The organism is Actinocrinis sp., from assembly GCF_035605935.1.
Lineage (GTDB): Bacteria > Actinomycetota > Actinomycetes > Streptomycetales > Catenulisporaceae > Actinocrinis.
In genome coordinates this window covers 62,776-81,130 of the sequence record NZ_DATNGK010000135.1, presented here as the reverse complement: position 1 = coordinate 81,130, position 18,355 = coordinate 62,776, and the positions used below count along the sequence as shown (strand labels likewise).

Genomic DNA, 18,355 nt, shown 5'->3' with positions numbered 1-18,355 from the left:
GGAGGGCCGCTCGAACGCCCGGATCGCGCACACCCTGGTCATCACGGAGAGCGCGGTCGGCAAGCACATCAACAACATCTTCACGAAGCTCGACCTGCCGCCCGACGAGGGCGACCATCGCAGGGTCCTGGCGGTCCTGCGCTTTCTGAACAGCGCTTCTTGAACACCCTGCTTATCAAGCATTGCTTGTTTAAGCGTGTGTGCATATTGGGCTAGGGAGGTATTCGGGGTGAATGAGCTCTTTGAGGTCGAGGACGCCAGACCGGCATCGTCCGCCGGCCCGGCCGGGCCGCACTCGGCGGCCGGACCGCCGCACCGCGTGGCTGGTCGAAAGGGCCAGCGCGCGCTGTGGTTCGGCATCGCGGGAATGACCGCCGTCGTCACCATCGCGGCGGTCGGCCTGCCGCAGATCGGCTGGCTCGCGGCGCAGACCACGACGACCACGTGGATCTCACGCCACGCGATCACAGCAGTCGAGGTCGATGTCACCGGCGGCGACCTGACCGTCCGGCCCACCGCCGGCGGCGAGCCGATCTCGCTGCGCCAGACCTTGACCTGGACAGTCAACAAGCCACAGGTCACCGAGACCTGGCAGGGCAACACGCTGTTGATCAACGAGGACTGCGCGGCGCCGTCCTTCGAGATGGTCAACCCGTGCGGCGCGGATCTGGAACTGGCGGTGCCCGCGACGGTCTCCGTGCAGTCCATCCTCGACTCGGGCTCGGTGACGATCAAGCGGATGAGCGGGGCCGTGAACGCCCGAGCCCAATCCGGTGACATTGACCTTGACGGCGACCGCGGCATGATCTCGGCGCGCGCGGACTCCGGGGATATCCACGCCGACGGCCTGGCCTCGCCGCAAGTCAACGCACAGACGCTCTCTGGGGACGTCGACCTCACCTTCTCAAGCGCCCCCGTGTCTGTCACCGCATCGGTCGAATCCGGCGGCGTCAGCGTCACGGTTCCGCGCGGCGCGACGTACCGCGTCTCCGGGCAGACCTCTTCCGGTGATCGTCACGTCGAACAGGGCATCGAGGACGAGGCCTCGCAGCGCAGCATCGACATCAACACCCAGTCCGGCGACGCCTCGCTCAATTACGCGGGTGATAACTGATGCCGTGACCGGTTTGCGGCTAACCTGGTCACCGTGGGTGCCGCGGGCGTCACGCACGTCCGCCGCGCCTTAACGACCCGAGCAGGCGATAGTCGCGGCGACGAGGAGAACCGATGCCAGCATCCGAACCATTCGTCATCGTCGGAGCGAGCCTGAGCGGCGCCAAGGCCGCCGAGGCGCTGCGCGCGAAGGGCTACGACGGCCGGATCGTGCTGGTCGGCGACGAAGAGCACCGGCCGTACGAGCGCCCGCCGCTGTCGAAGGATTATCTGATCGGCAAGAGCGAGCGCGAGAAGGCGTTCGTGCACCCGGAGTCCTGGTACGCCGAGCACGACGTCGAGCTGCGGCTCGGCAGCCACGTCTCCGCGATCGACCGCGCCTCGCACCAGATCCGGCTTGCGGACGCCACACGGCTCGAATACGCCAAACTGCTGCTTGCCACCGGCGCCAGCCCGCGGCACCTGCCGGTCCTCGGCGGAAACGCGGACCGCGTGCTCTACCTGCGCACCATCGACGACTCCGAGCGGCTGCGTGCGCTTTTCGGCCAGATCCAGCGGCTGGTCGTCATCGGCGCCGGCTGGATCGGCCTCGAGGCGACGGCCGCGGCGCGCGGCGCGGGCGTCGAGGTCACCGTCGTGGAGACCGCCGAGCTGCCGCTGCTGCGCGTGCTCGGCCCGGAGATGGGCCGGCACTTCGCCGAGCTGCACCGCCGCAACGGCGTCGAGTTCCGGTTCGGCGAGATCGTCAATGAGATCACCACCGAGGGCGGTTACGCGACCGGGGTGCGGCTGCGCGACGGCTCGGTGCTGCCGACGGACGCGGTGCTGGTCGCGGTCGGCGTCGCACCTAACTCGCAGCTGGCTGAGGACGCCGACTTGGCCGTGGACAACGGCGTGCTGGTGGACGCTTCGCTGCGTACCGAAGACCCGGACATTTTCGCGGTCGGCGATGTGGCGCGGGCCTATCATCCGAAGTACGACAAGCGGATCCGGGTCGAGCACTGGGCCAACGCGCTGAACCAGCCCGAGGTGGCCGCCGCGGCGATGCTCGGCGAGGAGGCCGCGTACACCCGGCTGCCGTACTTCTTCACCGACCAGTACGACCTCGGCATGGAGTACTTCGGCTACGTCGAGCCCGACGGCTACGACGCGCTCGTCACGCGCGGCGACCCGGCCGGCGGCGAGTTCATCGCCTTCTGGCTGGCCGGGGGCCGGGTGCTGGCCGGGATGAACGTCAACGTCTGGGACGTCGGCGACCAGATCCGGGCTCTGATCGAGTCCGGTCAGAGCATTGACGCGGACCGGCTCGCCGATCCGAACACGCCGCTGGAGTCGCTGGTTTCGGCTTGATTAAGTCAGGAGTCTGATCAGCGGCCGGCCGGCAGCCGTCAGCAGGACCCGGTCAGGTCGCCAATGCCATGAAGTTGCGCCCGGCCGACTCCCAGCTCGCTTCGAGCCGGAAACCGAGCGGCCGGGCCAGCGCGAGCAGCGCGCTCGCGCCGACGCTGGCCCACGGCACCGGCGCCCCCTGCTCGCCGAGGCGCAACTCGTGCCGCTCGTCGAGTTCGCCGGCCGCGGCCTCGACCAGGAGTTGCCCGTTGCGCGGCCGCAGCAGCGCCTTGATGCGCGCGAGCAGCGCCCGCGGATCCCCGCCGATCCCGATATTGCCGTCGATCAGCAGCGCGTACGGCCAGCGGCCCTCGCCGGGCAGCCTGTCGAACACCGAGCGGCGCAGCGCGGTCGCTCCGGCGGCCCGCGCGATGAGCAGCGCTACCGGCGTAACGTCCACGCCGAGCGACGGGACGCCGCGCCGCGCCAGTTCGGCGGCGAGCCGTCCGGGCCCGCAGCCGATGTCGAGGGTCGGACCGGTACATCGATCCAGCAGGGAGCTGTCGGTCTCGTCCGGCGCGGCCGCGTACTTGGCGACGTCGAGGTGGAAGACCGCGCCGCTCTCGCAACGCAGCAGGATCGGTTCGTGCTTCTGCGATGAGGCGCGGGAAGCGGCGGACGCGTGCCTCGGCGCCTGCGCGATCGTCTGCCAGAGGGCGCGTTCGTAGCCTGATGAGACCGGCCCGCTCCAGCTGGTGTTCGACGCGGTGATAGCTACGGTTGCTGCTGCCGCTTCGGGCTCGGGTTCGGTCGGCCGCTCAAGCTCGGTTCTAGGTTCGGTTTGGGGCTCGTCTTGGCCAGGCACGATGCAGCTCAGTAAGACGGCGAACCGGGTATTCGGGGCCTGCGCCGCGGCAACACGCGCATCGGCCTCGTGGTCGACGTCCCGCAGCGTCGGCAGGATGCTGATGCGCAGGTCCGCGTCGACGAGCCGGTCATGCTGCTGCTTGCCCGTGTCGTCGCGCGACATCGGCACGCCGACCAACAGGCCGTTCACGCGCGGATGGCCCGGCTCACGAAGTCCCAGTGCCCAGAATCCGCCATCCTCGGCCGGCCCGAAAACCGCGTCCGCGTCGGCGTAAGAACCGGCCGTACCGGAGCCTGCCATGCCCGCGCCGAGCGCCAGCATGCCCTTGCCCAGCACCTCGGCCGTCAGTTGCGGCGTGTCCATCCCGACCAGCAACGCGGGGCCTCGGTCGAGCCGGGCCGCCTCGGCGAAAGCCGCCGCCAGCCGCAGGTCCAGCGTGCCCGATACCTGAGGCACGATAGCGAACCCGTCCCGCAGCGCCCGTGGAAGCCAGTCCCCTGCTTCACCGTCCAGGACGAGCAGCCGATGATCGGCCGGCGCCCGGCGGACCGCTTCGAGCGTGTCCAGCAGCGCCGCGCGAGCCAACGAAGCGGCCTGTTTCGGGGTGAACGCAGGAGAGAGCCGGGTCTTGACGCGTCCCGGCACCGGCTCCTTGGCGATGACAATCAGAGTGCTCATCGACTTGTCGCCTCCCGCCACACCCGGTTCATGTCCCGGATCGCCTGCAGTGTGCCGGTGAGCGTCCCGGTGACCTTCGACTTGCCGGTGCGCGGCGCGTAATCGACCTCTGTCTCATCGATTCGCCAGCCGGACCGCGCGGCCGCGAGCACGGTCTCCAGCGGATAGCCGGAGCGCCGGTCCGCGACGCCGAGCGCGAGCAGCGATTCGCGGCGGGCCGCGCGCATCGGGCCCAGATCGCGCACCTGCACTCCGGTGCGCCGCAACCGGAAGGCGAGCACCTGGTTCGCGACCCGCGCGTGCGGCGGCCACGCCCCGGCGCCGACCGGACGCCGCCGGCCGAGTACGAGGTCTGACTCACCGCTGAGCACCGGACCGGCGACCCGCGGCAGTTGCCGGGGATCGAGCGAACCGTCGCAGTCGCAGAAGCACACCACCGGCGCGGTCGCCGCGGAAAGCCCGGCGTGGCAGGCGGCGCCGAAGCCGCGCCGCTTCTCGGTCACCACCAGCGCGCCGAGTTCGGCGGCGAGCCGAGCGGAGCCGTCGGTGGACCCGTTGTCCACCACGATCGCGCGATATCCCTCGGGCAGCCGCCCCAGGACGTAGGGCAGCGCGCCCTCTTCATTCAGACACGGCAGGACGACGTCCACGAGTGGCACGGCGGGCTCCTCGGCAGCAGCAGGGACGGAGGTAGGGCAGGGTTCGGCGGCAGGCGAGCGGTCGAAGGCAGCTGAGACGGCGTCGAGTGAAGCGGATGGGCTCGGCGTGCGCCGCCGCCGTTCCCGCAGGGCTGTCACGGTGAGCACGACGACCAGCGCGAAGCCGTAGCCGCATCGCAGTGCATTGACCAGGTCGAGTCCGAGCGACTGTGCGATGTCTGAGATGAAGACCGGCACCGCGAGCGCCAGCCATTCCCATCGGCCGTCGAGCGCGACCAGCGCGACCAGCAGGATCGCGTACCACTGGAAGACCGGCGTCGTGGCGAACATGGTCACGCCCGCGATCACGAGCGTCCCGCGCCACGGCCGGCACGGGTCGCCGCGCAACAGCACGGTCAGTGCGGTCGCGCCGATGATCAGCACCGCGGCCGCGCCTGCCACCGCGTTCGGCAGCACCGTGTCGAGCAGCATGAATCCGCCGCCGCCGGCGTAGCCCTGCTCGCGCATGTAACCGGGGATGTAGCCGATGACCTTTGCGCCGACCGCGATCACGTGCGGCAGGTAGACGGCCGCGAAGGTCCCGGCGACCGTGGTGGCGATGAGGATCGGCCGGCGGCGCAGCACGGCGGGCATGGCTATCGCCGGAGTCAGCTTCGCGCCGACGCCAAGGCCCAGAATGAGCGAGCCGATCAGATAGCGTCTGCGCGCCGCCTTGGTGCCCGGCTCGGTCCTGGCTGCCAACGCGAGGCAGCCGAGCGCGCTCACGGTGAGCAGCGCGGCCAGCACGTCGACGTGCGCGCCGTTGCCGGTTTCGAAGGCGATCATCGGGCACCACGCCCACAGCGCGGCGAGCCGTGGATTGCGGCCGAGCGCGCGCAGGGCGAGTAGCAGCGCGATCGTGGTGGCGAGGGCGAGGAGCACCGCGGCGAACTGAATCGGCTTGTAGCGGCTGCCCGGTGGCGAGATCGCGTGCACGCCGAGGAAGTACGCCTCGGAGACCGGCGGGTAGATCGTGTGCACGGCGGGCCGGTTGATCAGCGCGCAACCCCCGACCAGGGTGCCGCCGTCCGGATCCGGCTGGTCCGCTCTGATGCACCAGCGCGTCTTGTAGTCCGGCCAGAGCGCGGGATCGCGCAGCCCGGCGAGTTGCGGCGCGGCGGGGACGTAGTCGTAGGGGTCGATCCCGGCGGCTTGCACCCGGCCGTCCCAGACGTAGCGGTACAGGTCGTCGCTGGTGCGTTCGGGAGCGGTGGCGCACGCGAAGCCCGCCGCGAGTCCACCCAGCAGGATCAGCACGACCGCTGCTCGCGCAGGGACCTTTCGCAGCAACCAGACCGCGATGACGAAGGCCACCCACGCGCCGCCGAACAGCAGGATCGTGGGCCAAATCGAGCCGTGAGCGGGCGGCAGGTGAACGCGTTCGGCCAGGCAGACGACGATCCCCGCGACCGCGACGGCGCACAGGGCGGTGACTGCCAGCGTGCGCAACCGGGCCCCGGGACTGGTTGTCTCGTTCAACGAGACACGGGACTCTGATACAGGCTCGAGACGTTCGGCGCGCTCCCGTGTGGATCGCTGCGCCGGTATCGCCCTAGGAGGCGCGGGCCGCGTGACGTCGGACTGCTCAGCCGCTTGCGAATCTCGCCCGGTAGATCTTGTGGAGCCCATAGCGAACCACCGTGGCAGCCGCGCCGCCTTAAGACCCGTCTTCAGGTCCGACCGTAAGGGCTCCGTAATCGCTGGCCGGCCAGTTCTTACGGAGTAAAGAACCGCATGCCGCGCGGCTACCGGCTCTTGCGGCGGCGCTTAGAGTGGTCGGAATGGAAGCCAGCGCAGACGTGCTCGTCGTCGACGACGACCCCACCGTGTCCGAGGTCGTCGCCGCTTACCTGCGCCGCTGCGGCCACCGGGTCAGGCTCGCCGCGGACGGGCCGAGCGCGGTCGCCTCCGCGCACCTCAAGCGGCCTGACCTGATCGTGCTCGACCTCATGCTGCCCGGTTTCGACGGCTTCGAGGTCTACCGGCGCATCCGCAGGCTCGGCCCGGTCCCGGTGATCATGCTGACCGCGCGCGGCGAGGAGCACGACCGCATCCTCGGCCTGGAACTCGGCGCCGACGACTACGTCACCAAGCCGTTCAGCCCGCGGGAGCTGTCCCTGCGCGCCAACTCGGTGCTGCGCCGGGCCAGGCACAACGCGGCCCCGCCGGACCAGGCCCCGGACATCCGGCGCGTCGGAGAGCTCGAAGTCGACGTCACCGGCCATCAGGCCACGCGCGCGGGCGAGCCGCTGTCGCTGACCGGCCGCGAATTCGACCTGCTCGCTTTCCTCCTCGCGCATCCAGGCCAAGCCTTCACCCGAGCCGAGCTGATGCAGTTGGTATGGGGTTGGGATTACGGCGACCAGTCCACGGTTACCGTCCACGTGCGCCGCCTGCGTGAGAAGATCGAACAGGACCCGGCCGAGCCGCGGCTGCTCGTCACCGTGTGGGGCGTCGGCTACCGGCTCGATTCGCCGGAAGCGCAGGAGGCGCTCGAACCGCCCGCCCCCGCCGGCCACGGTGAACCGGGGCAGCGCGCCCAACGTGGTCAGGCAGACGTGTCCACCGACCACCTGCCCGGCTCCCCATCCAGACCGTCCACCAACCCGGCCCGACCCGGCTCGCCTTCCGGAGCGCACCAGTGAGCGACAACGTCCTGATCGTGCTGATCGGTGGCGGCAGTTCAATCGGCGTCGGCGTCCTGGGACTGCTCGTGCTGCGGATGCTGCGCGGTCGCTCGATTCGCCTGAAGCTTTTCGTCGTCGCGATGTTCACGGTCCTGGCCATGGTCGCCGGGGTGTTGGCGGCGGCGCAGAAGATGTTCCTTTCCCAGCACGACTTCGGCGTCGCGCTGGTGGTGTGCATCGCGGCCGGGGTCGTCGCGCTCGCGATGGCGATACCCCTGGCCCGCAGCGTCACCGCGGACAGCCGCGCCCTGCGCAACGCGATGCGCGCGCTCGGCGACGAAGGGCAGGACTTCGAGTTCTCCTCTCGCGGTGCCGGCCGGCACGCGGCCCCCGGCAACTCGACCGCGGACCGCGCGAACCCGGTCTCGCTGGCCACCGCGGAACTCGACGGCCTCAGCCGCGAGTTGGCCACCACCGCCTCGCGCCTGGCCGAGTCCCGCGAGCGCGAGCGAGCCCTTGAGCGTTCGCGCCGTGAGTTGGTCGCCTGGGTTTCGCACGACCTGCGTACCCCGCTGGCCGGGTTGCGCGCGATGGCCGAGGCGCTGGAGGACGGCGTCGCGACCGATCCAATGCGCTACCACACCCAGATCCGCATGTCGGTGGACCGGCTGGCCGGCATGGTGGACGACCTGTTCGAGATGTCACGGATCCACGCGGGCGCACTGCGGCTGACCCTGGAGCGGGTGCCGCTGACCGATCTGGTGGACGAGGCGGTGATCGGCGCCGATCCGCTTGCCAGGGCTTGCGGCGTGGCCTTGGAGGCGGATGTGCGCACCCCGCTCGCGGTGCGCGTCGACCCGCGCGAGCTGTCCCGCGCGCTCACGAACCTGGTCGCCAACGCCATCCGGCACACCCCGAGCGCGGGCGAGGTCCGCGTGGAGGCGACCGAGCGGGACGGACACGCGGTGCTCGCGGTCGTGGACGCCTGCGGCGGGATCCCCGACGAGGATCTGGATCGCGTCTTCGAAGTGGCCTGGCGCGGGACCGCGGCCCGCACCCCGGAGCCGCTCGCGGGAGCCGGCCTCGGCCTGGCGATCGTGCGCGGCATCGTCGAGGCGCACGCCGGCGAGGTGGACGTGCGCAACGTGGTCGGCGGCTGCCGGTTCGAGGTCCGGCTGCCCGTACCGGTCGGCTAGGGATGTGCTGTCAGCGCCTGTCCCTAGACTGACGGCATGACGAGCACGACCGGTACCACCACCTATGTGGCGCTCCTCGCGGCGGTGAACGTCGGGAAGCGCAAGGTTCCGATGGCTGACCTGCGCGACCTGCTCACCGGCCTGGGCTACCGGGACGTGCGCACGTATCTCGCCAGCGGCAATGCGGTATTCGACGTGCCGGATGACGCCAAAGACTCCGGCAGTTCGGACGCGATCGCCGCGCGGATCTCGGCGGCGCTCGCCGACCGGTTCGGGTTCGACGTGCCCTGCTTAGTGCGCACCGGGGCGTACCTCGAAGCCGTGATCAAGGCCTGTCCGTTTCCGGCCGACACCCTGGAAGGCAAGCAACTGCACGCGGTCTTCTACTCGGCGGACGTCACCGCCGACCGGTACGCCGACCTTGACCAGGCCGCCTTTCTCCCGGAGGAGTTTCGGCTCGGCGAGCAGGTCATGTACCTCTACGCGCCCAACGGGCTCGGCCGTTCCGAGCTGGCTGCCGCGCTGGCCAAACCGGCCGGCCGCCTGAAAGGGATCCAGGCGACCGGCCGGAATTGGAACTCGGTCAAGGCGCTTGCGGAAATGGCCTCGGGCGCCGCGTAGCGTCAACCAGCCTTCTTGTAGCCGGAGCGCTACCTTTCGCCGAGACGGCTAAGGCCGCCGCGCAGGTCATCCGCGCTCATACACGGGATGACTTCGACCTTTGCGTTCAGCTGCGTCCAGAACGGCTCGCACATCGTCACGAGCGACGATTCGTCGGGCGCGTCGACGACCAGCGTCATCGCGCGGTGCCCGTTGTGCGGGTAAAAGTACGCGGCCTCCGGCTTGAGCATGCTGAGGACCTCTTCCATCGACTTGCCCATGGTGCCGTCGGCAATGGCCTTGCTGCCTGCGGTGTTGTCCAACTCCACGAGAAGCATCGTGCGCATCGGGCTGTCTCCCTCCTTGGTTGAGCCAGGTCCTTGTCACGGAGACTGCTCCGCCTGCCCGTACCGCGCAAGGGAACGGTCGCGTAGCGCGTCCGTGCCCTCACCTGAATGGACCTACCCGATGCGTGGCCCGGTCCGGGCGAGCGGGTGACCGGCGCCGGCCGCTAGCTCGCCTTGTACTCGTAGACCGTCGTGGCAGCCGCGCACACGCTCGGCTGGATGATCTCGACCCGCAGGATTGCGCTGGCTGGGTCGTAATCGACGCCCTCGGACTCGAAGCTGCCTGAGCAGATGCTGTTGGTCTGCGGGATCGGGCCGAGGTCGGTGACGTGACCGGCGACATCTCCGCTGGACAGTGCGTGTGACAGGTCAACCTCCAGCAATGGCTTCTGGTCCGGGAAGAGCGACTGGCTGCCGTCGTCCGAGGCGCAGATCAGCTTTGTCGCGGTGACGAAGTCGCAGCCCTGGATGTCGTTGACCGGGTGGTCGAGCTGGATGTAGCCGGACAGCGCCAGGCTGCCGCCGGTCGCGGGGGTCTGCGGGTTGAGGATCGGCGTCGGATACACCTGGAGGTGCGACATCGTGCCCCACTCGCCCGCGACCATCCACTGGGTGTCCGGGGAGACGGCATCGAAGGAGTTGTTGTACTGCTCGCCGGACACCAGGCTGTGGGTGTATTCGTAGGTTGATCCGGAGGGCGTGGTGACCCGGAACATCTTCGAGCTAGGAGCCGAGGCGCCGCTCTGGAAGGCGTCGAAGATGTAGCCGTTCACCGAATCCGGGTCGCCGACGTGGTTGTAGCCCTCCATCAGCACGCTGATTGGAACTGAGGCGACACCGCGGAAGAGCTGGTAAGCCGAACCGCCGGGCGGGTTGACGGTCGCGACCCCTTCGTCGGCCGAGAGGCTGCTCTCCAGGTAGTGGGTGACCTGGGTCCAGCCCGATACCGCCGCGACGGTGGGGCGGGTCGCGGCGTGCGCGGCCGACGCGGGCAGCACGGCGCCGAGCAGGCCGGCCGCACTCGCGGCGGCGAATATACGGGTTCGTGGGTGAATAAGTGGGCGCATGCCCTCAGCATCGTGCGCCCGTCACGCCGGGACAACGAACTGAGCGAGACCATCGGCAAAACTTACGGCAGGTGCCCAGCCGAGCTCGGTGCGCAGCCGCAGATTCGAAGCGGTCACATGCCGCACGTCGCCGAGCCGGTACTGGCCGGTGACGACCGGGATCGGCCCGCCCATCGCCTCGGCGAGGCCGGCTGCCAACTCGCCGACGGTGCGCGGCGTGCCGCTGCCGACGTTGAACGACCGCCCGCTGCCCGGATCCGCCTTTCCAGTCCATTCGAGGGCTGCGACGTTGGCGGTCGCGATATCGCGCACATGGACGAAGTCGCGCCGCTGGCCGCCATCCTCGAAGACCCGCGGCGGCCGCCCGGCCTGGAGTTCGGAGCGGAAGATCGCGGCGACCCCGGCGTAGGGCGTGTCGCGCGGCATCCGCGGGCCGTACACGTTGTGGTACCGCAGCATCGCGACCGTCCCCTCGGCGGCGCGTGCCCACGATGTCGCCAGATACTCCTGCGCCGCCTTCGTCGCGGCGTAGACGTTGCGCGGGTCGAGCCGCGCGTCCTCATCGACCATGCCCGGAGCCAGCGCCTTGCCGCAATGTGGGCACGGCGGCTCGAACTGGCCCGCGGCGAGATCCGCCGTCACCCGCGGTCCCGGTTCGACGCGGCCGTGCTCGGCGCAGTCGTAGCGGCCCTCGCCGTAAACGACCATCGACGATGCGAGTGCGAGCCTTGACACACCGGCGCGCGCCATCGCGGCGAGCAGCACCGCCGTGCCGAGATCGTTGCAACCCGCGTAGTGCGGCGCGTCGTCAAGATTGAGCCCGAGGCCGACCATCGCCGCCTGGTGGCACACCGCGTCGACGCCGCGCAGCGCGCGCTCGACGGCGTCCGCATCGCGCACATCGGCGCGGATGAACTCGACCTCGGACGCGACCCGCTCCCGCGAGCGCTCCGGCTCCGGATGCACGGCCGGCAGCAGCGCGTCGAATGCCACCGGCTCGTGCCCGGCGTCCAGCAGCGACTCGACGATATGCGATCCGATGAATCCGGCAGCTCCGGTGACCAGTACCCTCATGGCAGCCACGCTAGGCGGCAGAGCGCGGCCGAGGGAAAGGGCAGCGCACGGGCGTCACGGCTTCGTAAGGAGTGGCGAAGGTGGCGCGGTCTCACGCCTCGCGGGCGCCGGGCCGGCCGCCGGAGCGCGCCGCGGCGCGCCGCGGGCTCGAAACTCCGCCGAAAATTGCTGGTACCGGCGGTGCCGGCTGGTTGCGCGGGCTAAGCTCTCAGCATTCGTACTGCACGGGATTCGTACTGCACGGGCCTGGTCCACAAAGGGGCGGTCAGTTGGTGAAGCGCACGTCTCGGGATATCCGCCGGGCCAATCGCAATGAGCTGCTGCGCTACGTGATCGCGCAGTCTCCGGTCTCCCGGCAGGAGCTCGCCGCGGCCACCGGGCTGAGCCTGGCCACCGTCGCCAACCTGGTCGGGGAACTGCTCGAGCGCGGCGTGCTCGTCGAGGTCGGGTTCGAGGACTCGGACGGCGGACGGCCGCGCGGGCTGATCGCGATGAAGGCCGACGGCGGCGCGCTGATCGGCGTCGACGTCGCCGAGACGTACATCCACGTCGAGCTGTTCGATCTGGCGCTGCGGCTGCTCTCCCGGGCCGAGGAGCCGCTGTCCGCCAGCGAGAACCGGCCGGAACAGGTGGTCGGGCACATCGCCTCCGGGGTGCGCACCGTGCTCGCCGACGCCGGGGTGGACGCCGGGCTGGTCTTCGGCGTCGGGGTGAGCATGCCGGGTCAGGTCGAGCGCGAGGGCGGCCTGTCCGTGTTCGCCCCCAACTGGAACTGGCACGAGGTGCCGCTGCGCGAAATGCTCGCCGAGCAGCTGGCGTTTCCGATCTATCTCGATAACCCGCTGATGGCCTGCACCGTCGCGGAGCTCTGGTTCGGCGCGGCGCGCGGCTGCGACGACGTGGTGGTGGTGAACCTCGGCACCGGTGTGGGCGCGGGGATCGCGGTGGCCGGCTCGCTGTACCGTGGCGCGTCGAACACCGCGGGGGAGTGGGGCCACACCACGCTGGTTCTCGACGGCCGGGCCTGCCACTGCGGTGCGATGGGCTGCGTGGAGGCGTACGTCGGGGCGTTGGGCATCATCAATACGCTGAGAGAGGTCGATCCGGACAGCGGCATCCTGAGCGTGGATCAGACCACTGCGATAGACGCGCTCGCCGAGGCGCTGGCCAAGGGCGAGGCGGCCGCGGTCGAGACGATCAAGCGCACCGCGCGATATCTCGGCGTGGCCGTGGGCAACCTGGTGAACCTGATCAACCCGCAGGTGATCGTGCTGAGCAGCTGGGTGGCGGCTCGGCTCGGCGACGCGCTGCTCGCCGGAATGCGCGAGGCGGTGGCCGAGCACGCGCTGCCGCGGCCGCTTGAGCACACGCGCATCATGCTGTGCCCGATCGCGACGAACCCGGTGAGTCTGGGTGCGGCGACTTTCGCGCTCGAGGGAGCGTTGGCCCCGAACCGGTCGTAGCCGCACGGGTGGCGCGGCGACGCACCCGTGGCCGTGTAATGTCCGTGATCGCCGAAGTGGGCATGGAATGTGCTGTTCGGGACTTTCTCCATGGGGTTGACGAAGTGTCGGCGTCCGGTTAGCTTTCCGGATCGCACGCCCGACATGACGCCGCGCTCTCAGAGAGGAGAGCAGCAATGTCCCGACCCTTATTCACAGGTCGCCACCCACATCGCGTGCCAGAACCCTCACATCAGCGACACAAGACCCGGCGATCAGCCGGCGGCGCGCTGGCCGGCTTGGCCGGCCTCGCCCTCGTTGCCGCAACCAGCTTCGCGACGTCGAATTCAGCCGCGGTCCACCTAGCCCCGGCCGCCTCCTCCGTCGCGCAGATCACCGCGCCCGCGCAGACCGTGGCCGGATTCGGGGCCTCCGGTGCGTGGTGGGTCAACGATCTGGCGAACTTCTCGGCGGCGAACCAGGCGCAGGCTGCCTCGCTGCTGTTCACCTCGGCCGGGCTGGATCTGAGCCAGTACCGGTACAACATCGGCGGCGGGGGCGTCGGCGTGGCGAGCGGTCCGCGCGCCGCCGCCACCTTCCTTACCTCGTCAGGGTCCTACGACTGGACGAAGGACCCGACCGGCCAGTACTTCCTCAAGGCGGCCGCCGCCGACGGCGTGCCTGACCTGATCGGCTTCGTCAACAGCGCGCCGGAACAGTACACCAGCAACAACAAGAGCTGCGCCGGCACGCTCGTCGCCGCGGACGAGGGCGCTTACGGCAGCTATCTGGCCACCGTCGCCGCGCACTTCGCGTCGCAGGGCGTGCCGCTGAGCGAGATCAGCCCGATGAACGAGCCCGACAACAGCTTCTCCAGTTGCAGCCAGGAGGGCATGAGCGTTCCCGCCTCCGAGCGCGCCGGGACGATCGACGCGGTCGGCTCGGCGCTCAAGTCCGCCGGCCTGTCCACGAAGGTGATCGCGGACGAGTCGAGTAAGACCTCTCAATTGCTCTCCGAGGCGCCCACCTGGCTGGCCGACGCGAACGCGCCCTCGTACATCGGCGCGATCGCGCACCACACCTACGACTTCCCCGGCGCCACGCAGATGGAGTTGGTCGCGGCGCTCGGCGACGTCAACAACAAGGCCAAGTGGGCCACCGAGATCTGCTGCCAGGTCACCGGCGGCGGCTACGGCGCGCAGTACGACCCCACCATCTCCGGAGGCGTCGCGCTCGCGAAGATCGTGTACAACGACTTCGCCTACGGCGACGACAGTGCGTTCCAGTGGTGGACCGCGCTCTCCCCGGTGATGGGCTGCGACCCCAAGAGCAGCTCCTCCTGCGCGACCAGCGTCAACTCCAGCGGCTACAACGACGGGCTGATCTACTACAACCCGAACTACGCCGCCGACAATGATCAGAACTTTTACATCACGAAGCGCTTCTACGTCCTCGCGCAGTACAGCAGGTACGTGCGGCCCGGAGCGGTCAGATACGGACTGACCGGCGCGCCCTCGGGCGTGCAGGCGCTGGCGTTCTGGGCGAACAACGCCTGGACCATCGTCGCCACCAACACCAACTCCTCGGCCACTTCGTTCAGCCTCAACCTGAACAGCGGCGCGATCACCGCGCAGGGTGCTTACCGGACCAGCGCCACGGAGAACACGGCGAGCATCGGCGCGCCCTCGATCTCCGGCTCGACGCTCAGCACCTCGCTGCCGGCGCAGAGCGTGAGCACCTTCGTTCTCGGCAGCTCCGGTCAGCCGGGCAGCGGCGGCGCGAGCGCGTCGCAGCTCGTAGGTGCCCAGTCCGGCCGCTGCCTCGCGGTACCGGGCAGTTCGACCACGAACGGCACGCAGGTCGACATCGAGACCTGCTCCGCCGCGCCGAACCAGGAGTTCACGCTGCAAGCCGATGGCACGGTCACCGTCTACGGCAACAAGTGCCTCGACGCCTACCAGCAGGGCAAGTCCGCGGGCACGATCGTGGACATCTACACCTGCAACGGCGGCAGCAACCAACGCTGGGAGCTTCATCCGGACGGCTCGCTCACCAACAGCGAATCAGGTCTCTGTCTCGACGTGGTCGGCCAGAAGACCGCCTCGGGTTCGCTCGTCGACCTGTGGACCTGCAACGGCGGAAGCAACCAGCTGTGGTCGCAAGGCTGATCGGATAGCGCGCGAAGGCCGTCCGGCCCGGACCGGACGGCCCCGCTCGCGGCAACCCGCACGGCTGGGCCGAATGAGCGATAAGTCGCGTCCTCGATTACCGCGGGTTGAACTCGACCCGCCCTGCGACGAGGCCCGCGGTTAGGGTCTGATCATGGCGACCGTGACGACCTGGCTCCAGATCCCCGGCTCATGACCATCGAGCCGCTGCTTCCCGAGAGCCCGACGCTGCCTTCCGGCGCCGGCGGACTGACCGCAGCGCAGGTCGCCGAGCGGGTCGCGAGCGGCAGGGTGAACGAGGTCCCGGTCCGCTCCAGCAGGTCGACGGCCGCGATCCTGCGCGCGAACATGCTGACCTGGTTCAACGGGCTGATCGGCGCGCTGTTCGCGGTCATGTTGGTGGTGGCGCCGATCCAGGACGCGCTGTTCGGTTTCGTGATCGTGTTCAACGCGGCGATCGGCATCGTGCAGGAATGGCGGGCAAAGCGCACCCTCGATTCGCTCGCCATTGTCGGCGAGGCGCGGCCACGGGTGCGCAGGGACGGGGTCGAGACCCAGGTCGCCGCCGCCGAGTTGGTGCAAGACGATCTTGTGCTGCTGGCCACCGGGGACAAGATTCCAGTGGACGGGCTCGTGCTCGACGCGGAGGCGCTTGAGGTCGACGAGTCGCTGCTGACCGGCGAGGCCGATCCGGTGACGAAGCGCTCCGGCGATGAGCTGCTGTCTGGCTCGTTTGTCGTGGCCGGCTCCGGCGTCATGCGTGCCACCCGCGTCGGCCCGGACGCGCACGCGGCCAAACTAGCGGCGCAGGCGCAGCAGTTCACGCTGGTGCGCTCGCAGCTGCGCGACGGCATCAACCGGATCCTGCGCTATCTGACCTACCTGCTCATCCCGGCCGCCGCGCTGCAGGTGGCGGTGCAGGCCGGTGTGGCCGGCGGATTCAGCCGCGACGGGATCAGCCGGACGGTCGCCGGGATCGTGCCGATGGTGCCGGAAGGACTGGTGCTGCTGACCTCGGTCGCGTTCGCGGTCGGCGTGGTGCGGCTCGGGCGACGCCAGTGCCTCGTGCAGGAGCTACCCGCGATCGAGGGGCTGGCGCGGGTCGACGTCGTGTGCCTGGACAAGACCGGGACGCTCACCGAGGGCGGCATGCGACTCGCGGAGATAAGAGTACTGATTCCCGCCGAGACCGAGCTCGACGTGCGCCGGGTTCTTGGCGCGCTCGGAGCCGCGGAGGAACGACCCAACGCGACGATGACAGCCGTGATCGAAGCTTGCCCCGATCCCGGCGGCTGGCGGCCACAGGCCATCGCGGCCTTCTCTTCGGCGCGCAAGTGGAGCGGCGTGACCTTCGCGGACGGCCACGGCACCTGGCTGATCGGCGCGCCTGACGTGCTCGGCCTGGACACGGAGGCCGCCGAGGAAGCCGAGCGGCTCGGCGCGACTGGACTGCGTGTCCTGATGCTTGCTTCGTCCGCCGACCCGCTTCCCGCGGAGGGCAGCGCCGGCCTGGCCCACGACGCGATCACCCCGACCGCGCTCCTCACGCTGGAACAGCGGATCCGGGACGACGCCGCGCCGACGCTCGAATACTTCGCCCGCCAGTCGGTCGCGCTCAAGGTCATCTCCGGCGACAACGCGGTGTCGGTCGGCGCGGTGGCCGGCTCGCTGGGCCTGCCTGGCGCGGATCATCCGGTCGACGCGCGCGACCTGCCGGACGACCCGGAGGCGCTGGCCGCGGCGCTGGAGGCGAACTCGGTGTTCGGCCGGGTAACCCCGCGCCAGAAGCAGCAGATGGTCGCCGCGCTGCAATCGCGCGGCCATACGGTCGCGATGACCGGCGACGGCGTGAACGACGTGCTGGCGCTGAAGACCGCGGACATCGGCGTCGCGATGGGTTCCGGCTCCGGGGCGGCGCGGGCGGTGGCGCAGATCGTGCTGCTCGACGAACGCTTCGCGACCCTGCCTTCCGTCGTCGCCGAGGGCCGGCGCGTGGTCGGCAACATCGAGCGGGTCTCGAACCTGTTCCTGGTGAAGTCCTTCGAGTCTTTCCTCATGGTGCTGCTGGTTGGCATCGCCCGGCTGCCGTACCCGTTCCTGCCTCGGCACACCACTCTCATCAGCACACTGACGATTGGCACCCCGGCCTTCTTCCTCGCCCTGGCGCCCAATGCGAGCCGGGCCGGATCGGGGTTCGTCGCCAGGGTGCTGCGATTCGCCATCCCGGCCGGATTGATCGCCGGCGCCGCCTCGTTCACCTCGTACTATCTGGCGCGGCTTGAGCCCGGCGCTCAACTCGCGGTCGAGCAAACCTCAGCGATGGTCACCTTGTTCGCGGTTGGTATCTGGGTGCTGACGCTGGTGGCGCGGCCACTCGCGTGGTGGAAGACGGTCCTGATCGCCGTGATGTCCGGCGGGTTCGTGCTGGTCGCGCTGTTGCCGGTGGGCCGGCGGGTGTTCGACCTGCACTTCGGCGGCTGGCAGCAGACCCTCACCGCGCTCGCGGTGGCCGGCTGCGCGGCAGTGGCGCTGGAAGTGTTGTGGCGCATCGACGTACGCCGCACCGCGCGCTTAAGCCTCACGCCGGCTCCGGGGCTGGATATTGAAACGAGAGCCGAAGCGGCCCGAGATTAGTCGCCCTCTGATTGCGTGCCGGGTAAATAGATGTCATCGAGTTCGAATTCGCCTCGCCCGGCGGAATAAGTCATCTGATCCTCTGCCGCTTCGGCGCGGGCGCGCAATTCGGCCGCGAGCCGCAACAACCGGGTCGCATATGGCCCGAGCCCCTGCGCGAGTTCCTGCCGGAATGGTTCGGTGCGCTCGTCACGCCGTCCGGAGAAGGCCAGGTCCCCGGCGTCGCGCAGCATGTGCAGGTGATAGGAGAGCAGGCTGAGCAGTTCATCGCGCGGCTCGGTCAGCGCCGCATCCACTTCCAGGCGCCGCACGCGCTCGTACAACGGCGAGTACGAGCGCGAAAGCCGACCGAGCTCCAGCGCCGCCGCGTCGGGTACCGGCCAGACGCCGCCGCATTGCGCGACCGCCTTGTCCGCGCCGGGTTGCAGCGTGGCGGCCTGCGCGGCGATGTCGGCAAGCGTCGCCACCTGTTCGCGGTAATCCGGCTCCGTCCAGCCGTCTCGATCCACCGTGA

At 69.8% G+C, this 18,355-nt stretch carries 15 protein-coding genes and 1 pseudogene; 9 read left to right on the top strand and 7 right to left on the bottom strand.

All coding sequences use genetic code 11. From position 1 onward, the window contains the following. The 3 genes from VN779_RS11780 to VN779_RS11770 all read left to right on the top strand — a co-directional run. On the top strand, positions 1-163 hold a 163-nt coding region (locus VN779_RS11780), incomplete at its 5' end, for a LuxR C-terminal-related transcriptional regulator (protein ID WP_414639650.1). Between the two features lie 66 nt (positions 164-229). Next, a complete protein-coding gene (locus tag VN779_RS11775) occupies positions 230-1,114 on the top strand; it encodes a DUF4097 family beta strand repeat-containing protein (RefSeq protein WP_325722525.1) in 885 nt (294 codons plus the stop codon). Between the two features lie 113 nt (positions 1,115-1,227). Further along, positions 1,228-2,463, top strand: a complete 1,236-nt coding sequence (locus VN779_RS11770; RefSeq protein ID WP_325722524.1) for an NAD(P)/FAD-dependent oxidoreductase — start codon at positions 1,228-1,230, stop codon at positions 2,461-2,463. A 52-nt stretch (positions 2,464-2,515) separates the two neighbouring features. Here VN779_RS11770 and VN779_RS26460 read toward each other — a convergent pair whose 3' ends face one another. From VN779_RS26460 to VN779_RS26450, 3 genes and pseudogenes are all read right to left on the bottom strand, one after another. Beyond that, positions 2,516-3,307 (bottom strand): class I SAM-dependent methyltransferase, encoded by a 792-nt coding sequence (locus tag VN779_RS26460; protein ID WP_349260744.1) that lies wholly within the window; start codon positions 3,305-3,307, stop codon positions 2,516-2,518. A 6-nt stretch (positions 3,308-3,313) separates the two neighbouring features. Next, a pseudogene (locus VN779_RS26455) lies at positions 3,314-3,988 on the bottom strand (TIGR04282 family arsenosugar biosynthesis glycosyltransferase); the annotation flags it as partial. Continuing rightward, positions 3,985-4,638: a glycosyltransferase family 2 protein gene (locus VN779_RS26450; protein WP_414639649.1), complete on the bottom strand. Its 654-nt coding sequence runs from the start codon at positions 4,636-4,638 to the stop codon at positions 3,985-3,987. The gene VN779_RS26450 and the pseudogene VN779_RS26455, both read right to left, overlap by 4 nt. A 1,829-nt stretch (positions 4,639-6,467) precedes the next feature. Here VN779_RS26450 and VN779_RS11755 point away from each other — a divergent pair. Genes VN779_RS11755 through VN779_RS11745 form a run of 3 tightly spaced genes read left to right on the top strand, consistent with a single transcriptional unit; the run spans position 6,468 to position 9,130 of the window. Then, a complete protein-coding gene (locus tag VN779_RS11755) occupies positions 6,468-7,331 on the top strand; it encodes a response regulator transcription factor (RefSeq protein WP_325722521.1) in 864 nt (287 codons plus the stop codon). Further along, positions 7,328-8,509, top strand: a complete 1,182-nt coding sequence (locus VN779_RS11750) for a HAMP domain-containing sensor histidine kinase (protein WP_325722520.1) — start codon at positions 7,328-7,330, stop codon at positions 8,507-8,509. Before VN779_RS11755 ends, VN779_RS11750 begins: the two co-directional genes overlap by 4 nt. A 36-nt stretch (positions 8,510-8,545) precedes the next feature. After that, positions 8,546-9,130, top strand: a complete 585-nt coding sequence (locus VN779_RS11745; RefSeq protein WP_325722519.1) for a DUF1697 domain-containing protein — start codon at positions 8,546-8,548, stop codon at positions 9,128-9,130. A gap of 29 nt (positions 9,131-9,159) precedes the next feature. On the opposite strand, the gene VN779_RS11740 is transcribed toward VN779_RS11745, so the two are convergent. The 3 genes from VN779_RS11740 to VN779_RS11730 form a co-directional block, all read right to left on the bottom strand. Continuing rightward, on the bottom strand, positions 9,160-9,456 hold the full coding sequence (locus VN779_RS11740) for a hypothetical protein (protein ID WP_325722518.1): 297 nt from the start codon (positions 9,454-9,456) through the stop codon (positions 9,160-9,162). Between the two features lie 164 nt (positions 9,457-9,620). Then, positions 9,621-10,523: a hypothetical protein gene (locus VN779_RS11735; protein WP_325722517.1), complete on the bottom strand. Its 903-nt coding sequence runs from the start codon at positions 10,521-10,523 to the stop codon at positions 9,621-9,623. Between the two features lie 21 nt (positions 10,524-10,544). Then, a complete protein-coding gene (locus VN779_RS11730) occupies positions 10,545-11,597 on the bottom strand; it encodes an NAD-dependent epimerase/dehydratase family protein (RefSeq protein ID WP_325722516.1) in 1,053 nt (350 codons plus the stop codon). A 272-nt stretch (positions 11,598-11,869) separates the two neighbouring features. On the opposite strand from VN779_RS11730, the gene VN779_RS11725 reads away from it, so the two are divergent. The 3 genes from VN779_RS11725 to VN779_RS11715 all read left to right on the top strand — a co-directional run bounded on the left by VN779_RS11725 (position 11,870) and on the right by VN779_RS11715 (position 17,841). Then, entirely contained in the window at positions 11,870-13,060 is a 1,191-nt protein-coding gene (locus VN779_RS11725; protein ID WP_325722515.1) for an ROK family transcriptional regulator, read from the top strand. A 215-nt stretch (positions 13,061-13,275) separates the two neighbouring features. Then, on the top strand, positions 13,276-15,207 hold the full coding sequence (locus tag VN779_RS11720; protein WP_325722514.1) for a glycoside hydrolase: 1,932 nt from the start codon (positions 13,276-13,278) through the stop codon (positions 15,205-15,207). Between the two features lie 192 nt (positions 15,208-15,399). Next, on the top strand, positions 15,400-17,841 hold the full coding sequence (locus tag VN779_RS11715) for an HAD-IC family P-type ATPase (RefSeq protein ID WP_325722513.1): 2,442 nt from the start codon (positions 15,400-15,402) through the stop codon (positions 17,839-17,841). Here VN779_RS11715 and VN779_RS11710 read toward each other — a convergent pair. Then, complete coding sequence (locus tag VN779_RS11710; RefSeq protein ID WP_325722512.1) at positions 17,838-18,350, bottom strand: hypothetical protein; 513 nt, start codon at positions 18,348-18,350, stop codon at positions 17,838-17,840. The genes VN779_RS11715 and VN779_RS11710 overlap by 4 nt on opposite strands. Positions 18,351-18,355 lie beyond the last annotated feature (5 nt).